Genomic DNA, 21,432 nt, shown 5'->3' with positions numbered 1-21,432 from the left:
GATTTTACACAACTTTAGAAATAAAATCTATGTCTCAAATGAAAAGAGAAAATATTTACATACTAGCAATCGAAAGTTCTTGTGATGATACGGCTTGCGCTGTCCTACAGAACGATAAAATGTTATCAAATGTTGTTGCTCGTCAAAATATACATGAAGAATATGGAGGCGTTGTCCCTGAATTAGCCTCTAGGGCACATCAACAAAATATTGTACCTGTAGTAGATGTGGCACTAAAAAAAGCAGGAATAACCAAAGAAAAATTATCTGCCATAGCTTTTACACAGGGTCCTGGATTAATGGGATCTTTATTAGTAGGTAGTTCTTTTGCCAAAAGTATGGCAATGGCATTAAACATCCCTTTAATAGCCGTTAATCACATGCACGCTCATATATTAGCTCATTTTATACATGAAGAAGGATTTTCTAAACCAGAATTTCCTTTTTTAGCCCTTACCATATCAGGAGGACATACCCAAATTGTAAAGGTAAATAGCTTTTTTGAAATGGAAATTATTGGAGAAACTACTGACGATGCCGTAGGGGAAGCTTTTGATAAATCTGCTAAAATATTAGGCTTACCCTATCCTGGTGGACCTCTTATAGACCAATATGCTCAACTAGGAAATCCCAGACGTTTTGAATTTACAAAACCAAAAGTTGATGGTCTTAATTTTAGTTTTAGTGGACTTAAAACACAATTTTTATATTTCATCCAAAAAAACATCAAAGAAAATCCTAATTTCATTAGTGAGAACTTAAATGATATCTGTGCTTCTATACAATATATCATTATTAAAATATTAATGGATAAAATTAAAGAAGCTTCTATACAAACAGGAATTAAACAAATTGCTATAGGAGGGGGAGTTTCTGCTAATAGCGGTATTCGCCAAACACTAAAAGATGCCGAAAAAAAATATGGTTGGAAAACCTTTATCCCAAAATTTGAATACACCACCGACAACGCAGCTATGATAGGTATAGTGGGATATTATAAATTTTTAGAAAATCATTTTAGTAACAATTCCGTAACTTCCAAAGCAAGAATCGAGTTTTAAAAAACCATTAACGACCAATAAGAAATAATGCAATTATTCTACAATCCAGACATAACTATTGCTTCGACAGATTTTTCTTTTGACAAAGAAGAAAGCAAACACATAGTAAAGGTATTACGCAAAAAAGAAGGCGATATCTTATTTGTTACCAATGGTGTTGGTTTTTTATTTGAAACAGAAATTACTTTGGCTTCAGAAAAAAAATGCTCTATAAAAATTAACAATCATAAAATGTTTGACCAAACTGGGTTTTATTTACATTTAGCTGTTGCTCCTACTAAGATGAACGAACGTTATGAATGGTTTTTAGAAAAAGCAACCGAAATAGGTATACATGAAATAACTCCTATTATTTGCGAACATTCTGAAAGAACTACTATCAAGGTAGATCGTTTTGATAAAATCTTACAATCTGCTATGAAACAATCTAATCAATTTTATTTACCAAAATTAAACAATACTATCTCTTTTAAAGATTTTATTAGTAAAGATTTTGAAGGACAACTGTTTGTTGCACATTGTGAAGATTCTGATAAAAAAAAATTAAAAAATGAAATTAATCCTAATTCTAAATACACTATTTTAATTGGTCCTGAGGGTGATTTTTCAGAAAAAGAAATTAAATTAGCCATAGACAAAGGTTTTATACCTGTAACTTTAGGAAACACAAGATTACGAACAGAAACCGCAGCGGTTATTGCCTGTCATAGTGTGGTTTTTAGTAATGAATAATTAAAACACTTTTTAGAAATTTATATCAATTACAATATTATTTTTAAAAAATAAGACTTACGAGGCAAAATGTTTAGAATATATCTTATAATTTTTAGTTTTTTAGGATTTTTTAGTTATCCTCTTTTTTCTCAAGAAATAGCTCTGCTAAAATACAATGGAGGTGGCGATTGGTATGCTAATCCTACATCATTACCTAATTTAATAAAGTTTACAAATCAAACAATTAACACACGTATCAAACAAAAACCTTCTACTGTAACCCCTGGTAGTAGCGATATATTTTCATATCCCTTTATACACATGACAGGACATGGAAATGTTGTTTTCAGTTCACAAGAAGCCGAAAATTTAAGAAACTATCTAAATGCAGGAGGCTTTTTACATATTGATGACAATTATGGTATGGATCAATATATACGAAATGAAATTAAAAAACTTTTCCCTAATCAACCTTTAACCGAAATTCCCACTTCGCACACTATTTTTGAAAAGCCTTTCCCTTTCCCTTATGGTTTACCTAAAATTCATGAACATGACGGAAAAAGACCACAAGCCTTTGGTATCTTTATAAACAATCGTTTAGTTTTATTATACACTTATGAATGTGACTTAGGCGATGGATGGGAAGATTATGAAGTTCATAACAACCCAAAAGAAGTACGTGAAAAAGCATTAAAAATGGGAGCTAATATTTTAAATTACGTTTTTAATCATTAAACATTTGGAACAGCTTACTCATTACAACACTGTATTTGAAACTAAAAAGCACCCTATAACTTTAGTATGCGATGGTGTGTATTTTCAAGAAAACATAGGCAGTATTTTTAGAATTTGTGACGCAATGGGTGTTTCTAAAATTATTTTTTCAGGTTCAAATTTTATCTTTTCTGAGCGCAAAATCAATAAAACATCTAGAAGTACTCACAAAAGAGTTTCTTTTGAAATTATACAAGAAAAAGAATTACTACTCAATTATCTTCATTCAAGCCCTTCTATCTGTATTGCATTAGAAATTACTCAATCTAGCATCTCTCTTAATAAAGTAAAAATAAATCCAAACCAACCTATAATTTTAATAATAGGTAACGAAATACAGGGAATTTCATCTGAAATACTAAATTGCTGCAAAATTCATACCCATATTCCTATGTTTGGACATAATAGCAGCATGAATGTTGTCCAAGCTCTATCTATAGCTCTTTACGAATTAACTCTACAATTAAATAAATAATACTATTTTAACTTTTAATTTACCAAGATATAATTATCTCTTGACAAAACTTATTATCATTATCTAAATCTTATTCTTAATTCCATTTTCTTAGCCTATAAGGATTACACTATAAAAAGAATAGGGATAATCATTAAAAACACCTTAATATCTACAGAAAATCAAACACAAAAACATATAAAATATGCAATAAAAAACAAAAATAAATACAAATAACACATTTTAAAACATAATAAAATAAACATATTATCAAAATAAAAACAATTTAATAAAAAAAATATTTTTTAAATTAAAATATATTTTATATCATTGCAACACAATAAAAGAAACTTTATCAACCAAAAACCAATCAATTATGAAAAAAGTTTTATTATCCGCATCAGTAGCGTTAATGATTTTTTCTTGTCAAAAAGAAGATAGCTCTTCGACAACTCAAGCAGATACTCTAGCTCAGAGAGGATGTGCTTCACATGAAGTATTAGAAAGACAAATGCAAGAAGATCCCTCTTTAGCTTCTAGAATGGCATCTTTTGAAAAACAAGCATCTGAGGCAATTAAAAACAACCGTTTAGTAAACGGTGTTATTGAAATCCCTGTTGTTTTCAATGTACTATATAATGGTAGCACAGAAAATATTTCACTAGCTCAATTACAATCACAAATTGATGTGTTAAATGCCGATTATGCAGCTACAAATGCTGATTATAACACAGCTAACAATCCTTATTCTTCTGTAAGAAGTGGTAATTTTAACGTTCGCTTTGTTTTAGACCAAGTAATTCGTAAAAGCACTAAAAAGAGAAGTTGGGGAACTGATGATTCTATGAAAAAATCAACACAAGGTGGTATAAGCCCTACATCTCCAACTACAAAATTAAATATTTGGGTTTGTAATTTAGGTTCAAGCTTATTAGGATATGCTCAATTTCCTGGAGGTGCCGCTGCAACCGACGGTGTAGTACTACATTATAAATATACAGGTACAACAGGTACAGCTACAGCTCCATTTAATTTAGGTAGAACAGCTACTCACGAAGTAGGTCACTGGATGAACTTACGTCATATTTGGGGTGATGCAAATTGCGGAAATGATTTTGTAGCTGACACACCGCTACATGATTCTTCAAATTACGGAGTGCCTGCTGTAGGACATAGATCTACTTGTACTGGTACCCCACTAGAAATGTATATGAATTATATGGATTATACTGACGACAGAGGCATGTATATGTTCTCACAAGGACAAAAAGAAAGATCATTAGCTATCTTTGCTGCTGGTGGCGCTAGAGCATCTTTTGCTCAACCATAATAGAATCATATTTTCCTCATAATAATATTTTTTAAACCTTAGCCTAATCTTTCGATTAGGCTTTTGTTTTTATGTTATTATTTTTACTTCATTTTACTAAAAATACCCTAATTGTTTTCTCTTTAAATAATTCTAATAATTAACATACAATGAAATCATTGTTTTTGAATACCTTAATTTCTATTATATTATATAAACTAGAAATTTTTTAGGATTTTTTTTAACATTATCATCTCCTCTTCTAAAACATCTTTCAGAAATCCCTTTTCAAATAATTTCTATCTATACTTTATAATTTCCCCTATTCTTCTTAATCTCTTAAGTAAACCAAAATTTAACATAAACGATATAAAATATTTTTGTTTTTATCTATTCTAAGGAAATTCTTAAAAACCCTATATTTTTCCTACTTTATTTCTAAAAAAGTATCTCCTGCTTGTAAATCACCTGTTTGATAACCTTTTAAAAACCATTTTTTACGTTGTTCGGACGTACCGTGGGTAAATGATTCAGGTACAACATATCCTTGCATTCTTTTTTGAATAGCATCATCCCCTACTGCTTGTGCGGCGCTTAAAGCTTCATCAATATCGTCTGGATCTAAATATTTTTGATTATGTTTAGCCCAAACACCTGCATAAAAGTCAGCTTGTAATTCTAAAGCTACAGATAAACGATTTCCTTCTTCTTGAGTGGTTTTTTGTTGTAATTGTCGTACCTTATTAGAAGTTCCTATAACTGTTTGTAAATGGTGTCCAACCTCATGCGCAATAACGTAAGCTGTTGCAAAATCTCCTCCTTTAGCACCAAAACGCGTTCTTAATTCTTCAAAAAATGCTAAATCCATATATACTTTTTCATCTCCAGGACAGTAAAAAGGACCCGAAGCTGAAGAAGCACTACCACAGGCTGTTTCAATTGCTTCTGTAAATAAAACCATTTTAGGATTTCTATAATTAATATTATTTTCTTTAGATAATTTACCAAAAATATCTTCTGTATCAGCAAAAACAGTGGCTACAAATTTACCCATCTCTTTTTCTTCTGCTGTAAGTGAACGTTGTATTGATGGAGTTTCCTGTGAATTGGATTGATTTACTTGTTCTAAAACGGGGATAATCATTTTTCCTGTTTCTCCTCCAAAAAGACTTAACAATAGAATAACAATACCTAGAACTCCTCCGCCTACAACCATCTTTCCTCCTCTAGATACACCTCTTCTATCTTCTACATTATCACTTTGACGTCTTCCTTGCCATTTCATATTCTTATTATTTTATAATTTTTAACCATTTAAGTATTGTTACTTCAAAAAATTCTTTGTCTATAGGTTTAGATATATAATCATTCATACCTACTTCTAGACATTTTTCTTTTTCTCCTCTTATAGTTCCTGCTGTTAGTGCAACAATTGGAATATTTGGATCTGTCTTTCTAATTTCTAATGAAACTTCATATCCATTCATTAAAGGCATTTGAATATCTAACAATATTAAATCTGGACTACTTTCAATATATTTTTCTACTCCTATGATTCCATTTTCAGCTTCAATAAGAATCACATTGGGTAATATTTTTTTCAAAAGAGTTTTGGCTAACATCATGTTAATTTTATTATCTTCTACAATTAATATTTTGAATTCTCTTTCTTTCGTAGTTTTTAAATATTCAGCAGTAAAATTTTCATAAATTACTTCTTTTTTATGAGTTTCTTCTTTTTTACATTCCACATTTTGTTCGCAAAATATCAAATCCAATTCAAAAAAGAAGGTACTTCCTAATCTATGACTACTTTCTAATTGGAGTTGTGTTCCCATTAAGCTCAAAATATTATTAGAAATTGTTAAACCTAAACCAGTACCTCCATATTTTCTAGTTGTTGAATTATCTTCTTGTGAAAAAGGCTCAAAAATTTTCTGATGATTTCCTTTTTTAATTCCTATTCCGCTATCTTGAACTAAAAACTGAATTTTAGCTTTATTTTCTTGAATTTCTTTAAGTTTTAATTCTAACAATACTCCTCCTTCATTTGTAAATTTCACGGCGTTTGATAACAAATTTAATAGGACTTGTTTTATTCTTAAAGGATCTATTGAAACATATTTGGGAATTTTTTTATCAAATTTAAAAATTAGATCTATTCCTTTTTTTTCGGAATCAAAACGTATAATTTTTACTATTTGCAATACTAAATCATGTAAATCAGATTTTTTAAATTCTAAGTCTAATTTCCCCATTTCAATTTTAGAAAAATCAAGAATATCGTTTACCACCTCTAATAAAATCTTAGCTGATTCATTTACTGTTGATAGATATTCATTTTGAATCATATCTAACTTTGTTTGTTTCATTAAACCTGAAAAGCCTATAATAGCATTTAAAGGTGTTCTAATTTCATGGCTCATATTGGCCAAAAATTCAGATTTAGCTTTATTAGAAGTTTCAGCATATTCTCGTGCTTTGATTTCTTTTTCTATTATTTTTTTTTCAGTTACGTCTACTAGAATCCCTCCTATATAAGATACTTTTCCTTCTTTAATTACGGTGTCACTAAATTCTTCAATCCAAATATATTCACCTGATTTTCTCTTAATTCTATAGATTAATTGAAATGGTATATTTCCTTCAAATGCTCTTTTATTTTCATATATTACATTTTCTCTATCATCTTTATGGGTCAAATCAAGCAAATACACTTTACCTTCTAGAAATTCTTCACGAGTATATCCTGTTAAATTTTCTATTTTGTCACTGATATATATTTTAGAAAATTTCTGGTCGTATTCTGACAGAAATACGACTCCTGGGATGTTATCAGCTAATAGATTGAATTGTTTTTGAGATTCTTCTATTAGATTTAAGTTTTCTATTCTTTCTATTGTAATAGAAACATTATTAGCTAGAATTTGTAAAATACTTACTTCTTCTTCTGTCCATTCACGTTCTCTTGAACAGTCATCAAATCCTAGAAAACCTCTAAATACATCATTTATAAATATAGGAAATAGCAAAATAGATAGTATTCCTTGTGAACGTAATCTTTGATAAATAAAAGGATTTTTTATTTGGGAACTTTTGGCTTTAAATACTTGTTTTTTTGACAATACTTCGTAATAAATTAAATTGTCTTTATGAAGCATTTTTTGCAATGATTTGTTATCTATTTCAGGTTGTATCTTTTTATTTTTGTTTACCCATTCATTTTTTTGGCTAAAATAATGTTCTGCTTCGTTATTTTCGAAATAATAAATTCGATCAATATTAGTAGCTTGTCCTACAATAGAAAAGATCTCTTCAAATAATTGATTTAAGTTGTTATTCTTAAGCAATTTTTCTGTTGAAACAGCAATTGCTGTTAATATTTTTGTTTTTTCTTCTAACTTTTCTTCTGTTTCTCTTCTTTTATACGTTTCAATTGCCAAAGAAACGACATCTGCTATTGATCTTGCAAAATTAATATCATCATTATCCCACTCTCTTTTTTGTTTGGTTGTTTCAAAACTTAATAAGGAATGTAATTCTCCGTTAATAAAAACAGGAAGGTTTAACATAGATTTAATTTTTTCTTTTAAAAAATAATCATCTACAAATTCATTAGTATAAAAACATTCATATACATCGGTTGCTACTATTAATTTTTCCTTTTCTAAATACTCAAAATAGTTAGGACGATCTGATCTAAAGGATACTAAACCCTTTTTAAAGTGATCTAATTCTAAATCATATAAAGAAAAACATTTTAAACTTAATTTATCATACGTCCAATAACTTACTCTATCAATCTTTATTCCTTCTGCTGCAGATTTTAATATTAAATTAATTCTATCATTAAAATTTTCTTTTTCTCTGTAAGATAAAATAGCTAGTTTATGTATTGTTTTATTAAAAATTTCGTTTTTCTTTTGTCTATTCTTTTGTTCTATTTCTATATTTTTGAGTAGTGTAATATCTCTTGCTATTGCTGAAAAACCAAGAATTTTTCCTTCTTTATTTTTTTTTATATTTACTTTTTGAGATAACCATAATTCTGTTCCTTTGTTAAAAATAACAGGAAATTCTATTGAAGGAATATCTTTTCTTCCTAATAAATGAGAACGGTAAAACTGGAGGACTTTCATTTTATAATCTTCTCTAATAAATAGAGCAAAATTTTCACCTATTACCTCCTCGTTTGTCAAATTAAACAAAGATTTAGCAAAAGTATTTACAAAAGTAAACCTCCCTTCTTTATCTGTTTCATAAATAATATCAGTAGCGGTTTCTATCAAATTTTTATATTGATGGTCTAAATTAATTACTTCTGTAATATCTTGACCTATACTTAAATACATATCATCAGAATATTGTACATTCTTCCATTGTATATATTTATAGGAGCCTTCTTTTGCTAATACTTTACGAGTATAAAACTCATGGTTTATTTGATAATTTTCAATTGTAAACTCTGGATCTTCAATTAAGCTTAAAAAACTCATTCCTTTAAGTTCTTCAGAAGTATATCCTAAAATATTTCTTACATTTTGGGAACAATAAACTATTGTCCCATTTTTATTAATTCCTATAACCAAAGTTGCTTTTTTATTAATAGCATTATTGGTAAATAAAAAAGTATCTTTTGCTTTATATTTTATAATGTAACGTACTTGATTAATTAAAGAAATCATTAAACAACTGCATCCTAAGGTAACGAACATTACTTCGTTTAGTATTTTATAAAAAAACAGAAAGATTATGAGTAAGTAATTAAAAATTACAAAAACCCAATAAAAATGTATGGTAGCAAAAAGATAATATGAAAAAAAGAATAAAACAATCCAATCAAAATAAGTAAATATATATTCTGGATGTACTACTATTCTTAATAAAGTAATTAAAAAATAGGCAAAAAATATTAGAGTAAAAAATACTCTTAGATGCTTTTCTATAAATTTAATTTTATAACTGGCTGCATACAGGATAAGTAAAATAGCAGCAATTGTAAAATTAATAGGAAAAATTTCGTCTTCTCTTAAATTAAAAATGACAACTGTAAATTCTATCAAGGCTAATCCTATCCCTACAAATAAAAAGTATAAGCGGTATTGCTCATAAGAATTTTCTAATTCTGAAAAATCACGTATGATTTCTCGGTTTAGTACAGATTTATTTAAAAAACCATAATAAAAAATAAAAAAGACAACAAACAAAGAAAAAAATACAAACCATGAAGACTGGTTAATATTTAATCCTAATAATTGAATCATCTGAAAATACAAAATCTTAATCAAAAGTATAAAATTTAATTTTTATCCTAAATCTTTATTAAAAATACAAAAAAACAGAGCTTTTAAGTAATTATTTTTTTATTTTTTTCTTCTATCCATTTTGACATATATTTTGTGGTTGCGAATTGATTTTGTAATAACAACTTACCAATAAAATTTTGATTCCTATGATTATTTAAATCTTCTCTTAACTTTGAAATGAGTTCTTTGAATACTTTTTCATATAATTCTTTTTTAAACTTATCAAAAAGAATTTGCTCTCCTATTTTACAGGATTTCATCCAAACTTGTTTTTCTTTATACAAAATTATTGCCTTTTTTATAAAATCATCTATATCATTAACTACATAACCATTCCAAAAATTTGTAGTACTTATCCCTTCAGCCCCTATAGGTGTGGTTACAGATGGTGTATTTGTTACCATAGCCTCTAATAATTTTCCTTTTATTCCTGCTCCAAATCGTAAGGGAGCTAATAAAACTTTACTTTGTTCAAGTACTTCATACACGCAATAAGCTCTTCCTTTTATATTAAATCCTTCTTTTTTATTATTCAACTGATTTATTTTAGGAGAAACATAGGCTCCATAAACATTAAGATTAACATCTGGTAATTCTTTACGTATCTCTTTCCAAATCTTTTTTAATTGAACAACAGCATCAGAATTGGGTTCATGTAAAAAGTTGCCAATAAAAACAAAATCCTTTCTATCCTCGTAAACAATCGTTTGAACTTTGTTTAAATAAAAAATAGGTAAATAAAGGAGTAATGACTCATCTATTTTAAAAACATTTTTGAGTATTTCTATTTCAAATTCAGAAATTATCAAAGTTAAATCACATCTGTATATACTAGCTATTTCTCTGAATGCTGATGGTTCTTCTAAAATATTTTTTACTTCAAAAATCGTATTCTTTTTTATTGCTGTATGTCTTGCATAACGCAAACAATGCAAATCTTCTGAATCTAATATTCGTATTGCTTGAGGACAAATAGTAGCCACGCGCCAACCAAATTGTTCTTCTGATATAAAACGATCAAAAACAACCATGATTGGATCAAGTTGTAAAATGAATTCATCAAAGCTATTATGATTTAGTTCTATAGCATATTCAAGTACATCAATAGATAACAAATCAAAAGAATTTTCTGTTTTTTGAGCTGTTGAAGCAAAAACAACTTTATATCCTAACTCCTTATATAAATTAATGAGCTGCAAAATTCTAGTTCCAGCCGCAGAAGAAGTAGGCTCTGGAAAAACTAAACCTATAAATAAAACTGTCTCCAAGTCTTTTTTTGTACAAAATAACAATTATAATTTAGGAGTAAAAAATGTAATTTTGTATTTCAATAATTTTTATATGTTAGGATTAAAATTAAAAACAGACCCTAGATGGGCTAATATAGCAGAAGGAAACCTTGCTGAAATTCTTTCAGACCATGCGTGGTGCGAACAAAAAGCAGCTACTAACGCAATCAACCTTATCATTAACAATTCTGAAAAGGAAGATTTGGTAACCGAAATGACCAAAATAGCCATTGAGGAAATGGATCATTTCAGAATGGTTCATGATATTATTAAAGAACGTAATTATGAATTTACACGCGAACGTAAAGACGATTATGTAGGTCAATTAACTAAATTCCTTAAAAAAGACGGAAGTCGCGAACAATCTATGATTGATCGTTTGCTATTTGCTGCTATGATTGAAGCTAGAAGTTGCGAACGTTTTAAGGTACTTTCAGAAAATATTCAAGATCAAGAATTATCTAAATTTTATAGAGAACTCATGATTTCTGAAGCTAATCATTACACTATTTTTTTAAATTTTGCTAGAAAATACGGAGAAAGAGATTACGTAGATAATCGTTGGAAAGAATGGATTGCTTTTGAAGAAAGTATTATTGTAAATTATGGTAAAAAAGAAACTATACATGGTTAAGAAACATTCAAAAAAATTAAACTCTTTTTTGTAACATTTTCTTATAATATAAAACTTATTATTAAACATTAAAAACTAAGAAAATGCAAGCACATGAAATAGATTACCATATTTATGGTGAGGAAATGCAATATGTAGAAATAGAGTTAGATCCACAAGAAATCGTTGTAGCTGAAGCTGGGAGTTTCATGATGATGGAAAATGGAATTAAAATGGAAACTATTTTTGGCGATGGTTCAAACCATCAGGGTTCAGGAATATTAGGCAAGCTCTTAAGTGCTGGTAAACGCGTATTAACAGGCGAAAGTTTGTTTATGACCGCTTATCAAAATCAGGATTTTTCAAAAAGAAAAGTATCCTTTGCCTCCCCTTATCCTGGAAAAATTATTGCAATAGATCTAATGAAATATGGAGGTAAATTTATCTGTCAAAAGGATTCTTTTTTATGTGCAGCAAAAGGTGTGTCTGTAGGTATTGAATTTTCTCGAAAATTAGGTCGAGGCTTATTTGGTGGAGAAGGATTTATCATGCAAAAAATAGAAGGAGATGGTATGGCATTTGTCCATTCAGGAGGAACATTAGCTCGCAAAGAACTACAAAACGGAGAAATTTTAAAAATTGACACAGGATGTATTGTAGGATTCACAAAAGATGTAGATTATGACATAGAGTTTATAGGAGGTATAAAAAATACTTTATTTGGAGGAGAAGGTGTATTCTATGCTACTTTAAGGGGACCTGGTATAGTATATATACAATCTTTACCTTTTAGTCGTTTAGCTGGACGCATCATTACTGCATCTAATATTGGTGGGCAAAACAAAGAAGAAGGTAGTTTGTTAGGTGGATTTGGTAAGTTATTAGATGGTGATAATGGATTTTAATCTTTAAATGATAAAAAGTTCATTATAAAAGAATACACTCTAAAAAAAATAACAATTTTCAGAATTGACTGGATAATCATGAGGCTGTCCTAAAATAATAAATCAACATTATATAATTTATCCCTTTGGTCGAAATGAACAAGATTGCGAACTTTTTGGACAGCCTCATGTATTATTATTTTAAAATTGATAAACAAGTCTTTATATACCCAAAATTTACTTAATTATGTTCTTATAAGATGAGGAACGAAATGAGATGTATTATCTGTTATTAAAGATTTTGACTCTCTTATTCCAATACCTGCAGGTTCTTGACCTATAATCCAACTACCTATTAAGGGATAATTATTATGAAAATCTGGTAATTCTGCTAGTTCTTGATATATAAAACCTTCTTCTCCATATTCTCCTCCTGTCATAGCTAACAAGTCTCCTTCCTTAATTAATTTTATATTAGATCCTTCTCTTGACAAAATGGGCTTTTCACACCAAGAGGTCAAATTTTCAGGCGAATCAAAATAGGAGGCTAATAAAAATTCATGATCTGGATATAATCTCCACAAAATAGGAAGTAATGCTTTGTTAGATAATAACATTTTCCAACTAGGTTCTATCCAAAATGTTTCATTTTTATCTAATATAATATTTTTTCCAAACGTTTCATTAATCATCCACTCATAAGGATATAATTTAAAAATAGAAGAGATACTGTTATTTTTATCATCAACAAAAATTTGATTATCAGTGTCCCATCCCAACTGGTCTATAGATGTATAATATGTATCTAAACCTACTTGCATTGCACAATCTTGTAAATAACGCACCGTGGTAATATCTTCTAATGAATCTGGCACACTAGTAAAGTGTAATTTTGAGCCTTTTAAATAAGGTTTAACATATTCCCAATAAGCAATTAGTTTTTCATGAATAGAATTAAACTGATCACAATACGGATAACATTCTTGTAACCAAAACCATTGTACAATACTCGCTTCAAATAATGATGTAGGAGTATCCGCATTAAACTCCAATAGTTTTAATTTACCTTTTTTATAACAAAAATCAAAACGACCGTAAATAGAAGGGTCTTCATTTTCCCAAGTTTTTTTTATATGTGGTATAAACCAATTAGGAATATGAAACTTATGAAATAAATCATTTTCAATTACGTACTCTACAGCATGTAAACACATTTCCCATAACTGAGCAGTAGCTTTTTCAATTCTTGTAATTTCATCTATAGAAAATTCGTAAAATACTGATTCATCCCAGTATTTATCTCCTGTAGAATGAAAATTAAAACCTAGTTCTTCTACTTTATTTCTCCAATCAACTCTTGGAGTAATTGTAATTCTATTCATTCTAGTTTGTTTATTTTTAATTAGAGTAACTATATAATTAAACTAGTTTAAAAATTTGACAATAAATATTTTAAATAGTTTTATATAAACTAAAAATTAGTGATCTATTTTTAAGATGATACGTGAAAACTTGAATGTCCAAAACCACCTCTACTCACACTACCTTTAGTAGTATTATGTCCTACATTTGAGCTATAATGTATTCCATCTGAATAATAACCTGTTCGTCTTGAATAACTCCCTGAACCTCCTGATGAACTATAAGCTCTAAAAGCATGATAGGAATGCTGGTGTTGTTCGCTTTTAGTATAAACCGCTGTAGTATCTGAGCGTAAATAAACTTTTCTATTAGATCCTCCTCCACCTTCCCAGTCTTCCTCTTTTTTGCCACAGGCAGCTGTAATAGTTGCCACCAAAACTAAATTGATAATGTTAGATTTTTTCATTTATTTTGCTGTAAAATATATTTCATACTCTTTTTTCCCTTTTACAATTTCGCCTTCTTCATCTTCCTCTTCGTATTCTCCTAATGCTGGTATTGTATCTTTATAAACGATTTCTTTAGTTAAACTTCCTTTTGACCAAACTTTATGCTTAGTAATCACAAGATCTTTTTCACTATCAATATGCTCAATAGTCATCTCTGTTTCAACTGATCCTCCTTTATCTACCTCTGTTACTATATCTTCTTTATAATCGTAACAATTAGACATAACAAAGCCTAATAGTGATAGAACAACTAGTTTTTTGTACATTTTTTAAAAATTAATTAAATTGTATTTTATTATTTGAAGTACAGGCATTAGTCGTAATTTCTAGTTTTCGTTACAACAAAAAGATTTCTTTTTCTTCCTAATACGCTATCTTAACATGTAATTTTAGGGGTTTAATATCATTTAAACTTTAAATGCACTTCGCGCTCGAACTAACGATGATTTTAATTATATACTCAACCATCTGTTCAAGTTGTTTTAAAATGAAAAAACATATTGAGAATTTTATTTTTTAATCTAGTATATTTTAAGTTTAAAATGGTATAATACATTACTTGGGTAACCTATATCGAATAAAAAACGTCTCAAATTTAAACTTGAGACGTTTTTTTATAAAATCTATTTTGTAATAATATTTTTTACTTTCTTTTCTTTTCTTCTTGCTGCTTTTGAGCTTGTTCCATAGCTTCTTGCAATTTCTGTTGAAACTTACCTGGTTTTTTAGGTTCTTTTTGTTTGTTTTCTTGTATTTGTGCATGAATTTTTGCATCATCTACTAAGAACTTCTTAATATAAAACATTAATCCCAAAGTCATTAAATTTGAAAATAAGTTATATAAACTTAGACCTGAACCATAGTTGTTAAAGAAAATTAACATCATAATAGGCGAAATCCAAATCATCATTTTCATGATTCCTGCCATATCAGGCATACCTTCTTGTGGTGGTGCTGACATAGCTTGATCTCCTGTTGTATATTTCATATAAAAGAAAATAGCAATAGCAGCTAAAATTGGAAATAAACTGATATGATCTCCATATAGAGGAACATTGAATGGTAATTTAGCTATTAAGTCATACGATGATAAATCTTTTGCCCATAAAAATCCTTGTTGTCTTAATTGTATAGCTGATGGGAAAAACTGAAAAGAAGCATACATGAAAGGCAACTGGATCAAAGCTGGAATACATCCTGCCATAGGGTTTACTCCTGCTTTATTATAAAGCTTCATTGTTTCTTGTTGTTTCTTCATTGGATCTTTAGAAAACTTCTCATTTATTTCATTCATTTCTGGACGCAAAACTTTCATTTTAGCTTGCGATAAAAATGATTTATAAGTAAATGGAGACATGGTCAATTTTATTAACACTGTAAATAAGATAATGGCTATTCCGTAAGGCAGAAAAGTACTCATTAATCCAAATAATGGGACAAAAATAAATTTGTTAATCCAACCAAAAATCCCCCAACCTAAAGGAATAATTTCATCTAAATTACGATCATAAGCATTTAAAATCTTATAATCTGAAGGACCATAATACCAGTTCATCTTATAATCTAATTCACCGTTTGCATAAGCTAAAGGTAAAACAGCAGCAAATTTTTTAGTAAAAGTAGTATCTATAGCGGCATCTTTTACTAAATTTTGAGTTGATAATTTTGCTATTTTAATAGGTTTTTTAGTTAATAAAATAGATGTAAAAAAGTGCTGTTTGAAAGCCACATAGGTCAAATTTGACACTTTTTCTTCTTCTTCTGATTGGTTTAAGTAATTATCTTTTCCTTCTTCATATTCATAAACTACTTCGGTGTAACGATTTTCATAGCTTACACTCTTTTCATTACGGTACGTTTTTAAATCCCAAGTTAGATTAACAGGTGCTGAAGTATTCAATACATTAGCTAAACCTTGTGATCGCACATTAAAATCTAACATATAATCATTAGGTTTTAATGTATATTTATATTCTAAATAAGTTTTTTCATTTGTTTTTAAACGCATTGAAAGTACTTGATTAGCTCCTTCTTTTACTAAAGTAGGTTCAAAAAATAAATCTTTTGTATTTAAATTCTTTCCTTCTTTGGTTTGAAAAGCCAGATTGAGCTGCGCATTATTATTTTTTATTAATTGCACTAGAGGTCCTTTTTCATCTATTGATTTAAAGTTTTTTAAAGTAGCTTCTACAATATATCCTCCTTTGTTAGCAATTTTTAAACGTACTAATTCATTTTCTAAAGTCGTAAATTCCCCTTTAGCTGAAGGCAAGGTTGCTGAATAAGCAAAACTTCCTAATGTAGCCTTTAAAGCCGCTGTTAGTTTAGTAGAATCTTCTACTACAGAGGTTAAATCTGTTGTTTTAATTAGTGTCTGTTTAGCTTTTACTATTTTTTCTTTTTTAGCTTTTTCAGCATCAATTTCGGCTTGTGTGGGTTGATTTTTATACATTATCCACATCATAATACCGAAAATTAACGTAAATCCGATAATCGAATTAAGGTCTAACTTTTTTTCTTCCATTTCCTTTTTAGTTCAGCGTTTAAAATTCGGAAAGTTTAATGTTTTAGAACCACCTAAACATCAAACATTTTATTTTAAACTAATTAATTTTATTTTTCACGGCAGCCTCCACAAACTTAACAAAAATAGGATGTGGATTAGCTACTGTACTTTTATATTCTGGGTGGTATTGTACTCCTATAAAAAATGGGTGATTTTCTAATTCAACTACTTCTACCAAGCCCGTATCTGGATTTACTCCAGAAGCTTTTAGACCTGCTTTTTCCATTGCTTCTAGGTAATCACTATTAAATTCATATCTATGTCGATGGCGCTCTAAAATGTCAGTTACGCCATAAATATTTTTAGCTAGAGATTCTTCTTTTAACTGACATTTCCATGCTCCTAAACGCATTGTCCCTCCTTTATCTGTTATACTTTTTTGTTCTTCCATTAAGTTGATAACAGGTGCTGAAGTTCCTTTATTCATCTCTGTAGAATTGGCATCTTTTAATCCTAATACATTACGACCATATTCTATAACAGCCATTTGCATTCCTAAACAAATTCCAAAAAAAGGTATTTTATTTTCACGGGCGTATCGAACGGTTTCTATTTTTCCTTCTATACCTCGTTCACCAAATCCAGGTGCTACTAATATTCCGTCTAACCCTTTTAGTTGTGTTTCCACTGATTTAGCATCTAAATACTCTGAATGAATAGAAATAACGTTTACTTTCGTTTCATTTCTTGCTCCTGCATGAATAAACGCTTCTAATATGGATTTGTATGAATCTTGTAATTCTACATATTTTCCTACTAGTCCTATATTTACTTGATGCTTTGGATTTTTTAAACGATGTAAAAATTCATTCCATTGTTTTAAATCAGGTGTATTTTTTTCTGGTAAATTTAATTTTTTTAGAGCTACTTGATCTAATCCTTCTTCTAGCATCAGGTTAGGTACATCATAAATAGTAGAAGCATCTATAGACTGAATTACAGCTTCTTTTTTTACGTTACAGAATAAAGCTAACTTTTGACGCATATCGGAAGTTAGTTCATGTTCTGTTCTACAAACCAATATATCAGCCTTTATTCCACTTTCCATTAATGTTTTTACAGAATGTTGTGTTGGTTTTGTTTTAAGTTCTCCAGCTGCTGATAAAAATGGAACTAAGGTTAAATGTACTACAATTCCATTATCATCGCCTAGCTCCCATAGTAACTGACGAACTGACTCTATATAAGGTAAAGATTCAATATCTCCTACTGTCCCTCCTATTTCTGTAATGATAATATCATATTCACCACTTTTACCAAGTAACTGCATACGTTCCTTGATTTCATTTGTAATATGAGGTACCACTTGTACTGTTTTTCCTAAAAACTCACCACGTCTTTCTTTTTCTATAACAGACAGATAAACTCTACCAGTTGTAACGTTGTTAGCCTGAGAGGTAGGCACGTTTAAAAAACGTTCATAATGACCTAAATCTAAATCTGTTTCTGCTCCGTCATCTGTTACATAACATTCTCCATGCTCATAAGGATTTAGTGTTCCTGGATCTACATTAATGTAAGGATCAAATTTTTGAATAGTGGTTCTATAACCTCTTGCTTGCAATAATTTTGCTAATGATGCCGCTATAATTCCTTTACCCAAGGAAGATGTTACCCCTCCTGTAACAAAAATATACTTTGTTTGATTCATTTTGTTGTGTTGTTGTGTTGTTGTTTAAAACCGCGCAAAAATACAATTATTTAGAATGAATTTCCAATTTAGAAATCACAAAAAACAAATAAATTTAAACAACAATTTTAAATTTAGAATTTCAAAAAAACAAAATTTTCAGATCTTTAAAATTCATATTATTTTTTAGGAAAATTTCGTTGAATATTACGCACTAATTCCTCAATTCCATTAAGTTTAAGTTCATAGACTAATGCTAATTGTTGTCCTAATACACCTTTTGGAAATCCTTTTTGTTTATACCAAACTATGTAATGTTCTGGCAAATCAATTAAATAATGTCCTTCATATTTTCCAAAAGGCATTTTAGCATGAGCTAATTTTATAAGTTGTTCTTTGTCCATTCCTTTTTTACTAAAAAACTATTACTTTTTAAGAGAAATTTTTAAAATTATAAAAATCAATATTTTTATAGAACAAAATACTCTTTTATGTAAAGTCCTTTTTATTTATTACAATTCAAAAAAAATAATCTCATCCTATTTTTATTGAATTACTTCATTTTTTTCTAAATAGTAATGAAATTATTTTTTGATTTTAAAACCATTTATAATGATTCTTAAATTACTTCCAATTAAAAATTATTTCTTTTTTAATATCAGGATGTAAGCTATAAAAAACGGGACAAGTCATAGCAGTACGTTCTAAAATAGTTTTTACTTTTTCATTCGAATCTATAGACATTGAAAAAACAATATGGATTTCGGCAATACGTCTAGGTTCTGTTCCCATGATTTTAGTTACCTCTGCTGTTGAACCTAGAATTTCTAACTCCATTTCTTGTGCTTTAATTGCCATAATCGTTAACATACAAGAAGCTAAAGCATTAGCTACTGTATCTGTTGGCGAAAATGCCTCTCCTCTACCATGATTATCTATTGGGGCATCTGAAATAATTTCAGAACCTGAATTTAAATGAACAGAAGAGGTGCGTAAAGCCCCTAAATAAGTTACTTTAGAAGTTGCCATTAATTTGCTTGTTTAATTGTTAAATCAGTATCGTAATATAAAATATAAATTCCTTTGTTATAAAATCCTCCTTCTGAATTAGACTGGTAATCAAATCGACTCTCTGCTTGTTCCGTACTGTTATCATTAGCAGTATCGGCAAAAGGTTTTTCTTGCATAAGTCTTAAAAGAGTATCAAATGTTACATCAAAACCTCTAATTGCAAATGTATTAGGATTAATTTTATTTTTTCTTTTGTATTGGGTTTCAAAATTTTGGTATTCTTTAGAGGTATTTACTCTATGTTGTGAAGGATAGTGCATTTTTAATTTGGTCAATCTTTTCATTTGAATTTCTTCAAAATCAAGTGCTTCATTTTCTCCTAGAATAACTAATTTTACATCAAACTGTTTTTGTAATGCTAAAAGATTAGTTGTAATAGACAAAATTAAATTTGTCTTTTCTGTTTCCATTACCACATAATTTGTTTTACCTGTAACTAATAATGATTTTAGACTAGAAACATCTAAAACACCTGAATCAGAAACATTTACAAACCTAACTTCTTTACAATTTTCTTGTATATATTGTTTTGCTGATTGTTTTTTAGGATCTACTATTGCTATAATATTTCCATTTTTAGATCGCATAAATTCAAACATGGTTTTCTTTATATCATCTGGCAATGGAGTAGCTTGATAAAGATTAGGATATTTTTTATCATAATCTTTAGACAAAGGTGAAATAACAGGTACTTTTTCTAATATGGCTGCTAATTTTTCAACATTATTTTGATAAAAAGGACCTATGATTGCATCGTATGATTTTAATTCGTATTCATTTACTAAGGCTGATACATTTGAAGAAGAGCGAGTTTCATCAGAGTCTAAAATGGTTACATCTACTTTTGCGCCTAGCTTATTAATTGAATCAATAGCCATCAAAGCTCCTGAGTAAAAATCTAAAGTCATATTTAAAAACTTATCTTTCTTCAATCTTGATTTAGTTGAATTGATCGTATCTTGATCTAGTTTGGCTATATTAAAAGGTAGTAAAAGAGCCATTTTTTTAGAAGTTCCCATTGAAATGTATTTTGATAAATCAATGATTTCTTTTTTCATTTCTTTTCTTTTAGAAATAGTTGGTATTTTTAATATCATACCTTCTTTTAAACCTTCTTTTAACTCTGGATTAAGTCCTATTAATTCTTCTTGTGAACAACTAAACTGATTAGCTAAAGCATACAAAGTCTCTTGAGCTTTCACTGTATATGTCGTTCCTAACCCTTTAGGTATTTCTGTTTTTTTTACTTGACTTCCTTCTTCTACTTTGAGTTTTATTGTTTCTTTTGATTTATTTCCTCTAATAAATAGGATTTGACCTATAGCCAATTCTTTTCCAACGATATCAGGATTTTTAGTTTCTAATTCATCTACTGTAATACCATATTGTTTAGCTATTCCAAATTTAGTTTCTTTAGCTTCAACCGTATGCTCTATACGTGTTTTTTCTTGTGGTGTTATTTTTTTAGGAATTGTTTTAAGTTCTGATTTTACAGGTATTTTCAATACTTCATCCATCTTTAAACCTGTTACAATTGAAGGATTTAATTTTTCTATTTCAGCTAGTGTTACCTGATATTTTTTTGCAATGCTAAATAATGTTTCACCTTCAGCTACTGTGTGATTTATAATTTTTAAATCTTCTTTTTTAACGGTTTCTTTTTTCTTTTTAACAGGTATGATTAATATTGTATTTTCTGTTATTTTGACGCGCGCATCTGGGTTTAAATCATATACTTCAGAAGCTGGAACTCCATATTTTTGTGCAATTTGAGAAATACTTTCCCCTTTTACCACTTTGTGCTTGATCATTGCTACTTGAGCTGACACAAATTGCCCTCCTAAAATCAATAAAATCCCAAAAAATTTTTTCATGTGTGTAAATTAT

General features: G+C 28.9%; 18 protein-coding genes. 7 read left to right on the top strand and 11 right to left on the bottom strand.

Features of this window, described 5'->3' with window-relative positions; translation table 11 throughout:
* The first annotated feature begins 38 nt into the window (after window positions 1-38).
* The 5 genes from tsaD (at window position 39) to ACUXZJ_RS10565 (ending at window position 4,336) form a co-directional block, all read left to right on the top strand.
* Complete coding sequence (gene tsaD / locus ACUXZJ_RS10585) at window positions 39-1,061, top strand: tRNA (adenosine(37)-N6)-threonylcarbamoyltransferase complex transferase subunit TsaD (RefSeq protein ID WP_060383821.1); 1,023 nt, start codon at window positions 39-41, stop codon at window positions 1,059-1,061.
* A 27-nt stretch (window positions 1,062-1,088) separates the two neighbouring features.
* Complete coding sequence (locus ACUXZJ_RS10580; protein WP_060382076.1) at window positions 1,089-1,793, top strand: 16S rRNA (uracil(1498)-N(3))-methyltransferase; 705 nt, start codon at window positions 1,089-1,091, stop codon at window positions 1,791-1,793.
* Window positions 1,794-1,862: 69 nt separating this feature from the next.
* Window positions 1,863-2,513: a DUF4159 domain-containing protein gene (locus tag ACUXZJ_RS10575; protein WP_060382075.1), complete on the top strand. Its 651-nt coding sequence runs from the start codon at window positions 1,863-1,865 to the stop codon at window positions 2,511-2,513.
* A 4-nt stretch (window positions 2,514-2,517) separates the two neighbouring features.
* Window positions 2,518-3,027 (top strand): TrmH family RNA methyltransferase, encoded by a 510-nt coding sequence (locus ACUXZJ_RS10570; protein WP_060382074.1) that lies wholly within the window; start codon window positions 2,518-2,520, stop codon window positions 3,025-3,027.
* A 355-nt stretch (window positions 3,028-3,382) separates the two neighbouring features.
* The gene (locus ACUXZJ_RS10565; RefSeq protein WP_088420720.1) at window positions 3,383-4,336 is read left to right on the top strand and encodes a zinc metalloprotease; all 954 of its coding nucleotides are present in this window, start codon (window positions 3,383-3,385) and stop codon (window positions 4,334-4,336) included.
* Window positions 4,337-4,742: 406 nt separating this feature from the next.
* Here ACUXZJ_RS10565 and ypfJ read toward each other — a convergent pair whose 3' ends face one another.
* The 3 genes from ypfJ to ACUXZJ_RS10550 all read right to left on the bottom strand — a co-directional run bounded on the left by ypfJ (window position 4,743) and on the right by ACUXZJ_RS10550 (window position 10,889).
* Window positions 4,743-5,600 carry a KPN_02809 family neutral zinc metallopeptidase gene (ypfJ, locus tag ACUXZJ_RS10560; RefSeq protein WP_446194918.1) on the bottom strand — a complete coding sequence of 286 codons (858 nt, stop codon included), beginning with the start codon at window positions 5,598-5,600 and terminating at the stop codon, window positions 4,743-4,745.
* Window positions 5,601-5,607: 7 nt separating this feature from the next.
* Window positions 5,608-9,579, bottom strand: a complete 3,972-nt coding sequence (locus ACUXZJ_RS10555) for a PAS domain S-box protein (RefSeq protein WP_063743948.1) — start codon at window positions 9,577-9,579, stop codon at window positions 5,608-5,610.
* 83 nt (window positions 9,580-9,662) lie between these two features.
* Complete coding sequence (locus ACUXZJ_RS10550; RefSeq protein WP_060383820.1) at window positions 9,663-10,889, bottom strand: glycosyltransferase; 1,227 nt, start codon at window positions 10,887-10,889, stop codon at window positions 9,663-9,665.
* A 73-nt stretch (window positions 10,890-10,962) separates the two neighbouring features.
* Between ACUXZJ_RS10550 and miaE the strand changes: the two genes are divergently transcribed.
* Window positions 10,963-11,544 (top strand): tRNA-(ms[2]io[6]A)-hydroxylase, encoded by a 582-nt coding sequence (miaE, locus tag ACUXZJ_RS10545; protein WP_060382070.1) that lies wholly within the window; start codon window positions 10,963-10,965, stop codon window positions 11,542-11,544.
* Window positions 11,545-11,627: 83 nt separating this feature from the next.
* On the top strand, window positions 11,628-12,428 hold the full coding sequence (locus ACUXZJ_RS10540; RefSeq protein WP_063743949.1) for a TIGR00266 family protein: 801 nt from the start codon (window positions 11,628-11,630) through the stop codon (window positions 12,426-12,428).
* Between the two features lie 224 nt (window positions 12,429-12,652).
* Here the strand turns inward: ACUXZJ_RS10540 and ACUXZJ_RS10535 are convergent, their stop codons facing one another.
* The 8 genes from ACUXZJ_RS10535 to ACUXZJ_RS10500 form a co-directional block, all read right to left on the bottom strand.
* On the bottom strand, window positions 12,653-13,789 hold the full coding sequence (locus tag ACUXZJ_RS10535; protein ID WP_063743950.1) for a glutathionylspermidine synthase family protein: 1,137 nt from the start codon (window positions 13,787-13,789) through the stop codon (window positions 12,653-12,655).
* Window positions 13,790-13,899: 110 nt separating this feature from the next.
* Window positions 13,900-14,235: a hypothetical protein gene (locus ACUXZJ_RS10530; RefSeq protein ID WP_060382067.1), complete on the bottom strand. Its 336-nt coding sequence runs from the start codon at window positions 14,233-14,235 to the stop codon at window positions 13,900-13,902.
* The gene (locus tag ACUXZJ_RS10525) at window positions 14,236-14,544 is read right to left on the bottom strand and encodes a hypothetical protein (RefSeq protein ID WP_060382066.1); all 309 of its coding nucleotides are present in this window, start codon (window positions 14,542-14,544) and stop codon (window positions 14,236-14,238) included.
* Between the two features lie 377 nt (window positions 14,545-14,921).
* Complete coding sequence (yidC, locus tag ACUXZJ_RS10520) at window positions 14,922-16,802, bottom strand: membrane protein insertase YidC (RefSeq protein WP_060382065.1); 1,881 nt, start codon at window positions 16,800-16,802, stop codon at window positions 14,922-14,924.
* A 79-nt stretch (window positions 16,803-16,881) separates the two neighbouring features.
* A complete protein-coding gene (locus ACUXZJ_RS10515; RefSeq protein ID WP_060382064.1) occupies window positions 16,882-18,495 on the bottom strand; it encodes a CTP synthase in 1,614 nt (537 codons plus the stop codon).
* Between the two features lie 158 nt (window positions 18,496-18,653).
* Entirely contained in the window at window positions 18,654-18,878 is a 225-nt protein-coding gene (locus ACUXZJ_RS10510; RefSeq protein WP_060382063.1) for a DUF3820 family protein, read from the bottom strand.
* Between the two features lie 220 nt (window positions 18,879-19,098).
* On the bottom strand, window positions 19,099-19,503 hold the full coding sequence (locus ACUXZJ_RS10505) for an OsmC family protein (RefSeq protein WP_060382062.1): 405 nt from the start codon (window positions 19,501-19,503) through the stop codon (window positions 19,099-19,101).
* Complete coding sequence (locus ACUXZJ_RS10500; RefSeq protein ID WP_063743951.1) at window positions 19,503-21,419, bottom strand: PBP1 and LysM peptidoglycan-binding domain-containing protein; 1,917 nt, start codon at window positions 21,417-21,419, stop codon at window positions 19,503-19,505. The genes ACUXZJ_RS10505 and ACUXZJ_RS10500 overlap by 1 nt, the downstream gene beginning before the upstream one ends.
* Between the last annotated feature and the right edge of the window lie 13 nt (window positions 21,420-21,432).

It is taken from the genome of Flavobacterium sp. TN-1 (genome assembly GCF_052828645.1).
This window is presented reverse-complemented; position numbering and strand designations above follow the sequence as displayed.

Excerpts from the sequence above, each read along its gene's own strand:
- tsaD (WP_060383821.1), top strand. The coding sequence starts at position 39 with ATGAAAAGAGAAAATATTTACATACTAGCAATCGAAAGTTCTTGTGAT.
- ACUXZJ_RS10580 (WP_060382076.1), top strand. The coding sequence starts at position 1,089 with ATGCAATTATTCTACAATCCAGACATAACTATTGCTTCGACAGATTTT.
- ACUXZJ_RS10575 (WP_060382075.1), top strand. The coding sequence starts at position 1,863 with ATGTTTAGAATATATCTTATAATTTTTAGTTTTTTAGGATTTTTTAGT.
- ACUXZJ_RS10565 (WP_088420720.1), top strand. The coding sequence starts at position 3,383 with ATGAAAAAAGTTTTATTATCCGCATCAGTAGCGTTAATGATTTTTTCT.
- ypfJ (WP_446194918.1), bottom strand. The coding sequence starts at position 5,600 with ATGAAATGGCAAGGAAGACGTCAAAGTGATAATGTAGAAGATAGAAGA.
- ACUXZJ_RS10555 (WP_063743948.1), bottom strand. The coding sequence starts at position 9,579 with ATGATTCAATTATTAGGATTAAATATTAACCAGTCTTCATGGTTTGTA.
- miaE (WP_060382070.1), top strand. The coding sequence starts at position 10,963 with ATGTTAGGATTAAAATTAAAAACAGACCCTAGATGGGCTAATATAGCA.
- ACUXZJ_RS10540 (WP_063743949.1), top strand. The coding sequence starts at position 11,628 with ATGCAAGCACATGAAATAGATTACCATATTTATGGTGAGGAAATGCAA.
- ACUXZJ_RS10535 (WP_063743950.1), bottom strand. The coding sequence starts at position 13,789 with ATGAATAGAATTACAATTACTCCAAGAGTTGATTGGAGAAATAAAGTA.
- ACUXZJ_RS10530 (WP_060382067.1), bottom strand. The coding sequence starts at position 14,235 with ATGAAAAAATCTAACATTATCAATTTAGTTTTGGTGGCAACTATTACA.
- ACUXZJ_RS10525 (WP_060382066.1), bottom strand. The coding sequence starts at position 14,544 with ATGTACAAAAAACTAGTTGTTCTATCACTATTAGGCTTTGTTATGTCT.
- yidC (WP_060382065.1), bottom strand. The coding sequence starts at position 16,802 with ATGGAAGAAAAAAAGTTAGACCTTAATTCGATTATCGGATTTACGTTA.
- ACUXZJ_RS10515 (WP_060382064.1), bottom strand. The coding sequence starts at position 18,495 with ATGAATCAAACAAAGTATATTTTTGTTACAGGAGGGGTAACATCTTCC.
- ACUXZJ_RS10510 (WP_060382063.1), bottom strand. The coding sequence starts at position 18,878 with ATGGACAAAGAACAACTTATAAAATTAGCTCATGCTAAAATGCCTTTT.
- ACUXZJ_RS10505 (WP_060382062.1), bottom strand. The coding sequence starts at position 19,503 with ATGGCAACTTCTAAAGTAACTTATTTAGGGGCTTTACGCACCTCTTCT.
- ACUXZJ_RS10500 (WP_063743951.1), bottom strand. The coding sequence starts at position 21,419 with ATGAAAAAATTTTTTGGGATTTTATTGATTTTAGGAGGGCAATTTGTG.